This window comes from uncultured Chryseobacterium sp., assembly GCF_936933875.1.
Taxonomy (GTDB): domain Bacteria; phylum Bacteroidota; class Bacteroidia; order Flavobacteriales; family Weeksellaceae; genus CAKZIK01.
Window position 1 is genome coordinate 1 of record NZ_CAKZIK010000027.1, and the last position, 7309, is coordinate 7309.

General features: G+C 36.6%; 9 protein-coding genes. All 9 read right to left on the reverse strand.

Translation table 11 applies throughout. The annotated features are described in order from the left end of the window. Positions 1–183: 183 nt before the first annotated feature. Positions 184–501, reverse strand: a complete 318-nt coding sequence (trxA, locus tag Q0252_RS04345; RefSeq protein ID WP_297984188.1) for a thioredoxin — start codon at positions 499–501, stop codon at positions 184–186. Positions 502–580: 79 nt separating this feature from the next. Then, the gene (locus Q0252_RS04350) at positions 581–1753 is read right to left on the reverse strand and encodes a cysteine desulfurase family protein (RefSeq protein ID WP_297984190.1); all 1173 of its coding nucleotides are present in this window, start codon (positions 1751–1753) and stop codon (positions 581–583) included. A gap of 82 nt (positions 1754–1835) precedes the next feature. Beyond that, entirely contained in the window at positions 1836–2423 is a 588-nt protein-coding gene (locus Q0252_RS04355) for an HAD-IB family hydrolase (RefSeq protein ID WP_297984192.1), read from the reverse strand. 17 nt (positions 2424–2440) lie between these two features. Beyond that, a complete protein-coding gene (locus tag Q0252_RS04360) occupies positions 2441–3166 on the reverse strand; it encodes an SDR family NAD(P)-dependent oxidoreductase (protein ID WP_297984194.1) in 726 nt (241 codons plus the stop codon). A 1-nt stretch (position 3167) separates the two neighbouring features. Next, entirely contained in the window at positions 3168–4484 is a 1317-nt protein-coding gene (locus tag Q0252_RS04365; protein ID WP_297984196.1) for an FAD-binding oxidoreductase, read from the reverse strand. Continuing rightward, a complete protein-coding gene (locus Q0252_RS04370; protein WP_297984198.1) occupies positions 4484–5368 on the reverse strand; it encodes a decaprenyl-phosphate phosphoribosyltransferase in 885 nt (294 codons plus the stop codon). Before Q0252_RS04370 ends, Q0252_RS04365 begins: the two co-directional genes overlap by 1 nt. Before the next feature lie 87 nt (positions 5369–5455). Further along, positions 5456–6148 carry an OmpA family protein gene (locus Q0252_RS04375; RefSeq protein ID WP_297984200.1) on the reverse strand — a complete coding sequence of 231 codons (693 nt, stop codon included), beginning with the start codon at positions 6146–6148 and terminating at the stop codon, positions 5456–5458. 18 nt (positions 6149–6166) lie between these two features. Further along, the gene (locus Q0252_RS04380) at positions 6167–6646 is read right to left on the reverse strand and encodes a lipocalin family protein (protein WP_188321374.1); all 480 of its coding nucleotides are present in this window, start codon (positions 6644–6646) and stop codon (positions 6167–6169) included. A gap of 107 nt (positions 6647–6753) precedes the next feature. Beyond that, positions 6754–7309, reverse strand: a 556-nt coding sequence (locus Q0252_RS04385) for a S8 family serine peptidase (RefSeq protein ID WP_297984203.1), incomplete at its 5' end; no start/stop codon positions are given.

Sequence of the window (7309 nt, forward strand, 5' to 3'; positions counted from 1 at the left end):
CCCGCGACCTCCGCCGTGACAGGGCGGCATTCTAACCAGCTGAACTACCGGATCTCATCAGTAAGAAAGATGTCTTTCTTTTTGGTGAGTGCAAAAATACAACTTTTGCCCTATTATCCAAATATTTTTCACAAAAAAATGCCTTCTTTTTCAGAAAGCATTCATTTTCAGTAATTTTATTTTTTACAAATGAGCTGACAATTTTTCAGCAATCACCTCTTTTGGCTGTACACCAACGATTTTATCTACTACTTCTCCGTTTTTAAAGATTAAAACAGTAGGAATATTTCTGATACCGTAATCAACAGAAACCTGTTGGTTGTTATCTACATCTACTTTTCCTACCACTGCTTTTCCTTCGAAATCTGCAGCTACTTCTTCAATAATTGGTCCCAACATTCTGCACGGACCACACCATACTGCCCAAAAATCTACCAATACAGGCTTGTCAGAATTCAATACTGTTTCCTGGAATGATTGGTCTGTAATTTCTAATGCCATCTTATTTAAAATTTTATATTATTTATTAATCCTTTTCAGGCTTCAAAAATACAATTTTCCTGCCAATTAAAAGATTGGTTTATCTATGTTCAATATTGGTTTTTTCTATACTCTGGGCTGAAATTTCGCTTAACGCATCCACACAGTAATCGATGTCTTCTTTGGTGGTTAAATGGCTGAATGAAATCCTTAACGGCGTTGAGTTTTCCAATTCTTCGTCATCCAAAATCATCATCATCACCATTGAAGGTTTTGCTGCTCCCGAAGAACAAGCACTTCCTTGAGAAATTGCGATACCTTTCATATCCAGTTGAAGTCCAATCAAAGGGTTTTTAAAAGGCAAAAGGGCACTGACTACAGTGTAAAGGCTGTTTTCTTTCTCTGCACTTCTTCCATTGAATTTAATTCCCGGAATGGCTTCCTGCAACCTTTCAATTGTATAATCTTTAATTCCCTGAATGTAGTTTGAATATTTGTCCCAATTTTCCATGGAAAGTTCTAAAGCTTTTCCAAGGCCGATTATTCCGCAAACGTTTTCTGTTCCAGCTCTAAGTTCTCTTTCCTGAGTTCCTCCGAGAATAATTCCCTTCAAACGGGCAGATTTGCTTATATAAGCAAAACCACTTCCTTTTGGACCATGGAATTTATGCGCACTGCAAGAAGCGAAGTCAATATTAATTTTTGAAAAATCTAAGTCTAAATGTCCAATCGTCTGAACAGTATCCGAATGGAATAATGCTCCGTTTTCTTTGCAAATATTTCCCACCGCTTCAATATCCAAAATATTTCCGATTTCGTTGTTGGCGTGCATTAAAGACACCAAAGTTTTTTTGTCCGAAGATTTCAGAACTTCTTCCAGTTTTTCCAGACTGATGTCGCCTTTTTCGTTGGGACGAAGATACACCACTTCCACTCCTTTCCTCATTTTCATGTCGCGAACTGCTTCTGCCACGCATTTATGTTCCATCGGAGAAGTAATAATTCTTTCTACGCCCAAATGTGCAACACAGGATTTGATAATCATGTTGTTGGATTCGGTGCCACAAGAAGTAAAAATAATTTCGCCCGGCGAAACTTTCAGGTAATCTGCAACTTTTCGGCGAACGCTTTCGATGGAAGTTTTGGCTTCCTGACCAAAACTGTGCGTTGAGGACGGATTTCCATAATTGAGTTTCATCACATCTACCATAACATCAATCACTTCTTCCGCAATTGGTGTTGTAGCAGCGTTATCCAAATATACTTTGTTCATTTTACTTTTTATAAGATATTGATTACAAGTAAATTCCGAAGAATTTTCACATTAAAAAAACCGTTAAAATAACGGGTCTAAATTAATGAAAAAATTCAAAATAACTTTCGTTTGCCCAGCTTAACATAGGCTTATCTCCGTCCGTATCGCCGAAGGCAATGGTTTTGTCGTATTTTTTACCTTCGATGGCTTTAACTATTCGGTTTACTTTTTCCTGTCCGTTACAGTTTTTTCCGATGAAATTTCCGGTGTAGATGCCGTTTTTAAATTCGGCTTGCGTTGCCAAAAGTGTCATATTAAACTTGTTCGCAAAAGGTTTTACCCAAATATCCAACGAAGCGGAAACAATAAAACTCTCCGTTTTTTCACTGTCGATATTCTCAATGAAATCAAGGGCATTTTTTCTGAAAATTTTTGGATAATTTTCTTCGAAAAATTGCTGCGCTTTCTGTTCGATTCTTTCCTGCCTTTCTCCTTTTAAAATTGAAGCAATGAAACTTTTCTTTACTTCTTCAGCATCAGAAAGTTTCAGTTTTAACAAAATGAAAAGCGGAATATGTTTGATAAGCTGCGAGGTAAATTTAGACGAATTGTAAAACTTCAAAAACATAAACATCGTGTCTTTATACGTTAAAGTCCCGTCGAAATCGAAGAAATACAGTTTTTTCATGAGCTAAATTTACTGAATTACAGTTTCATTTTTTTGAAAACAAATTCAGGAATATTTTTAATAATCGTCATAATTACCCACCAAATTGGCAAAACGTAAGCAACATCCTGTTTTCTTTTATAGGCTTTGTAAATAGAAGCTGCAGCCTGTTTTGGCGTTGCTGTCAACTTTGGATTCAAAGATAAACCTTCCGTCATTTTTGTATCCATAAAACCTGGTTTCACGGTAAGAACATGAACTCTTTTATCGAATAGATAATTACGAAGGCCGCTTAAATAGGCGGTAAAGGCCGCTTTTGCAGAACCGTAAATAAAATTGCTCTGTCTTCCGCGGTCTCCCGCAACTGAGGAAAGTCCAATAATAGTTCCAGCTCTCATCCTTTCCATTTTTTCAGCAAAATAATTGATGACAGGAACGAGTTTCGCGTAATTGATATCAATAATAAGTTCCGTATTTTTATTGTCATATAAAGCTTCATACGTTCCTTCACCAAGATAACCGGTTGCGCAGAACAACAAATCCGAATTAATATAATCAAACTTGCTTAGGTTGTTGTCCTTCGTTAAATCAAGTTCCACGATTTCGCTTTGCTGAAGATATTTTACTTCGATATGCTTCCCAAATTTCTCCGAAGTTTCTTTATTTGAAGTAAACAGATATATTTTTTCGAATTTTTCGCCTTCATTTAATGCTTTCTCAACAAAAGCTTGCGCGACTTCCGAATTGCTTCCAAGTACAATCATCCTAAAAATTATTAATGATTCTTTTATGCTGCGCGGAAACAAATTTTGGGTTGCTTACGTTCTGCAGATAATTGGTTAAAGACGATTTGCTCATACTGTCTTTGGTAAGGTAAATTCTGCCGCCAAATTCTTCCACAATATTATCAAGCTGCTGAACGAGCTTCTTTAAACCCGAATTTACTTTAAAATCCAGCGCCAAAGTGTAACCTTCGAAAGGGAAAGAGTTATAAGCCTGCGGATTATTTTTTCCGAAAAGTTTTAAAACCGCCAAGAAAGAACCGTTTCCGCTTTTTGAAATAGCTTCCAGGATTTTTTTCATTCCTTCTTTGCCTTTTTCCTTCGGAATGACCATTTGATATTGAATAAATCCGCCTTTTCCGTAAATTTTATTCCAGTCGTTAACGAAATCCAATGGATAGAAAAACGTTTCGTAATCGATGAAATTTTTCACCGTTTTAGTTCTCTGTTTTGAGAAATAAAGGAAGTTGAAAATTTTAACAGAAAACGCATTCAAAACAAATCCCGGAAAATAAAAAGGAACTGTTGGACTGAATTTGGATTTCAACCTCAATGGATTTTTTTTCAAATTTTCGGGAAGTTCGGCTTTCATAGCATGTTCTCCTCGCATTAAAATAGAACGTCCAACATTTTTTCCTTTCTGAAGACAGTCAATCCAGGCTACAGTGTAAGTCCAGTCTTCGCTTTCTTCAAAAAGATGAAAAATTTCATCAAGATTTTCAGCTTTAATGCTTTCCTGACGAATGTATGCGGTTTCAATATTTTTCAACTTGATTTTTGCGGAAAGGATAATTCCCGTTAAGCCCATTCCACCAATGGTTGCCCAAAATTTTTCAGCGTTTTCTTCACGCGAGCATTTCAGAACATCACCGTTTTCATTCAACAAAGAAAATTCTAGCACATATTCGGAAAAACAACCTTCAGCGTGATGATTTTTACCATGAACATCAGAAGCAATAGCTCCTCCAACTGAAACAAATTTCGTTCCCGGTGTTACATAGAGAAAGTATCCCTGCGGAACTGTAACTTCCAGAATTTCTGAAAGAAGAACGCCGGATTCACATTCGATAACACCGTTCAGACGGTCGAAACTGATAAATTTATTAAGTCTTTTGGTAGAAAAAATATGTTCGCCTAAAGAAGCATCCCCGTAACATCTGCCGTTTCCTCTGGCGATAACTTCGTTATTATTCTGTACAAATTCTTTAATTTTTTTTAGAGAGTCTTCGGATTTCATTTCCTTTTCCACGATCGGAAAATTTCCCCAGTTCGTCACCTTTTGTGTAAAATTTGGCTTCATTATTTAAAATAAATTTGAAGTAAAAATGTAATGAGCCAAAGTACCAAAGTTATCTGAATGTACCGGTCTTTATACACAATTTTAGTAGGCGATTCGGTTTTGTTGTACACCAAAGTTTGCTGCAAATAGCGCAAAAAAGCAAAAACGACAAAAATCACCGTATAAAAAACCCTCGGATGAAAACGCTGCTGAACCTCGGGAGAAAGTGTAAACATAAGGTAACACACAATTGCCAGCGCACAACTGATGGAGAGCGCAATATCTGCAAACTGTACATTGTAGCCGTCTAATGCTTTTCTTGTTTTCCCGGAAATTTGTGCATTGATCAACTCTCCACGTCTTTTCCCTAATGCTAATACTAATGCGAGAACAAAGGTTAGGAGAATCGCCCACTGGGAAATAAAAATTCCTGTGGCATAACCGCCGGCTAAAACCCTTAATACAAAACCAATTGAAATGATGCAAACATCAATAATGGCGACATGTTTCAGCTTAAAAGTATAAGCAATGTTCATAAAAAAATAAAAGGCAATAATACTCGCAAACTTCCAGGAATTGAGATGAAAATACGATCCACCAAAGATTATCAAACCTACACAAAGTGCGATTAATCCTACAAAAACAACAACTGCAGTAGTTTTTGAAATAGCTCCACTCGCGAGAGGTCGTTTACTTTTTTCAGGGTGCTTCCTATCGGATTCGATGTCGGAATAATCATTAAGAATATACACTGCACTCGCTGCAAAAGAAAATACCAAAAACGCAAAAAAACTTTTGATAAGCAGATCAAAATTGGTGATATTTCCGGAAAAAAAAAGTGGTACGAAAACAAAAAGGTTCTTCACCCATTGCTCTACACGAAGCAGTTTTAAATATTTTGTCATCAATGTAAAATCAATTCCAAAAATAGTGAATTTAAAATAAAAAAAATCCGCCTAAGCGGACTTAAATATAATAAAAATGATTTGGTCTTATTGAGCGTTTTGAGCGTCTTTGATCATATTCTCATTTGCAGTAATTGCGAACTCTACTCTTCTGTTTTGAGCTCTACCTGCTTCAGTATCATTGCTTGCAATTGGTTCTTTTTTACCAACTCCCATGGTATGTATTCTGCTGGACGCAATTCCTTTAGAAACTAAATAGGCTTTCACAGCTGCCGCTCTTCTATCGGAAAGAGAAAGGTTGTACTCGTCAGTACCTTTGCTGTCGGTATGTCCATAGATATTGATGTTGGTATCAGGATTGTTTTTCAACACTTCAGCCAATTTATCAAGGTTTGCCATCGCCGCGGAAGTCAAATTAGAAGAATCGAATCCGAAGTTAACCATATTTTCTTTCATGGTAACTTTAATTCCTTCACCCACTCTTTCTACTTCAGCACCTGGTAAAGTTTCCTTGATTTCTTTCGCTTGTTTATCCATGTTTCTACCGATAACGTTACCGGCACCACCACCAACGATTCCACCAAGAACTGCACCAGCAGGAGCATTTTTACCTTTACCGATGTTGTTTCCTAAAACACCTCCAATTACTGCACCAGCAGCGGTACCAATTACGGTTCCTTTTTGTTGGTTATTTGCGTTTTGAACTGATTCACAACTCGTTAACACCAATGAGGATGAAATGAATAAAGCTGCAATATTGGTTTTATTAAAAATATTCATAATTAAAAATTTATAAGGTTATTTCATGCCTGTTCTGGCAAAGTTATATACGATTCTTACATTTTCACCATTGGAAGGAATGTTTTGCTCTAAGCTAAAACCATCAGTAGTTTGGCTAATCAAATTTAAAGAGTAACCTTGGGTTACGGCTTTCGCTTTTGATCCTTCTAATAATTTTTTGAACTTGAATTCGTTTCCGTTGACTACTTCAAATTTAATTGGCTGAATAACACTTGGACAAGCACCACCACCGTTCAAAGTATAAGAACCGCTATAGTTATTCGGGATGAGTCTCCAGTGACTTCCAACGAAACATTGCGCATCAGCACCTTCGTCGAAAGGTCTTACTTTGAAATCCTTGTTGTAATCAACGCTGGTAATTTCCCAGTCGCCTTTCAATTTTAGGAATTCGCTTTTATTTGATTGAGCTGTTTTTGCGGTGGAACAAGAAACTGTGAATGCAGCTCCAATGATTCCGACCAATAGTAAATTTTTCATAGTAATAAAATTATTTAAAATCAAATAACTAAAAACCGTGCCAAGTTCAAAAATTTAAATAAAAAAAGCCCGAAAAACATCGGGCTTTTTGATATTGTGCTGAAAATTTATTTACTTTTCACACGTTTTTTAATAGGCTTTTTCGCAACTGTTGATTTTGTTGGCGTTGCTTTGTAGAAGTTGGTATAGGCATATTCGGCAGCTTTACGCACATCGATTACGCCACCCGCTTCAGAAATTAAATCAAATCTATTGTTCGTATTCGATTTAATCATTGCGTTGACCGAAGATTTATTGGATGTTTTCACCAAAGATTCGATGATTTGTTCCGGTTTCAAATTCGGCATGTAAGCTAAAAGAACCGAAGCTGCTCCTGCTACAACCGGAGAAGCCATCGAAGTTCCCTGAAGATATTCATACTTTCCATCAGGAACCGTTGAATAAATCTTTTCTCCCGGCGCAAAAACATTCACCATTTTTTGGTTATAGTTGGAGAAATTTGCTCTCAAAAATTCATTGTCATTGGTGGAAGCTCCTACAACAATCATGTTATTGATGAATGGTTTCGCGTCATTAACATCTTTAAAGTTTGTTGGGAAATACTGACTCTCAAAAATATTTTCATTTTCGTTTCCTGCTGCTTTCACCAAAAGAACACCTTTT

Bases quoted from the DNA above. Each gene is read 5' to 3' on its own strand.
- trxA (WP_297984188.1), bottom strand. From the start codon at position 501: ATGGCATTAGAAATTACAGACCAATCATTCCAGGAAACAGTATTGAAT.
- Q0252_RS04350 (WP_297984190.1), bottom strand. From the start codon at position 1,753: ATGAACAAAGTATATTTGGATAACGCTGCTACAACACCAATTGCGGAA.
- Q0252_RS04355 (WP_297984192.1), bottom strand. From the start codon at position 2,423: ATGAAAAAACTGTATTTCTTCGATTTCGACGGGACTTTAACGTATAAA.
- Q0252_RS04360 (WP_297984194.1), bottom strand. From the start codon at position 3,166: ATGATTGTACTTGGAAGCAATTCGGAAGTCGCGCAAGCTTTTGTTGAG.
- Q0252_RS04365 (WP_297984196.1), bottom strand. From the start codon at position 4,484: ATGAAGCCAAATTTTACACAAAAGGTGACGAACTGGGGAAATTTTCCG.
- Q0252_RS04370 (WP_297984198.1), bottom strand. From the start codon at position 5,368: ATGACAAAATATTTAAAACTGCTTCGTGTAGAGCAATGGGTGAAGAAC.
- Q0252_RS04375 (WP_297984200.1), bottom strand. From the start codon at position 6,148: ATGAATATTTTTAATAAAACCAATATTGCAGCTTTATTCATTTCATCC.
- Q0252_RS04380 (WP_188321374.1), bottom strand. From the start codon at position 6,646: ATGAAAAATTTACTATTGGTCGGAATCATTGGAGCTGCATTCACAGTT.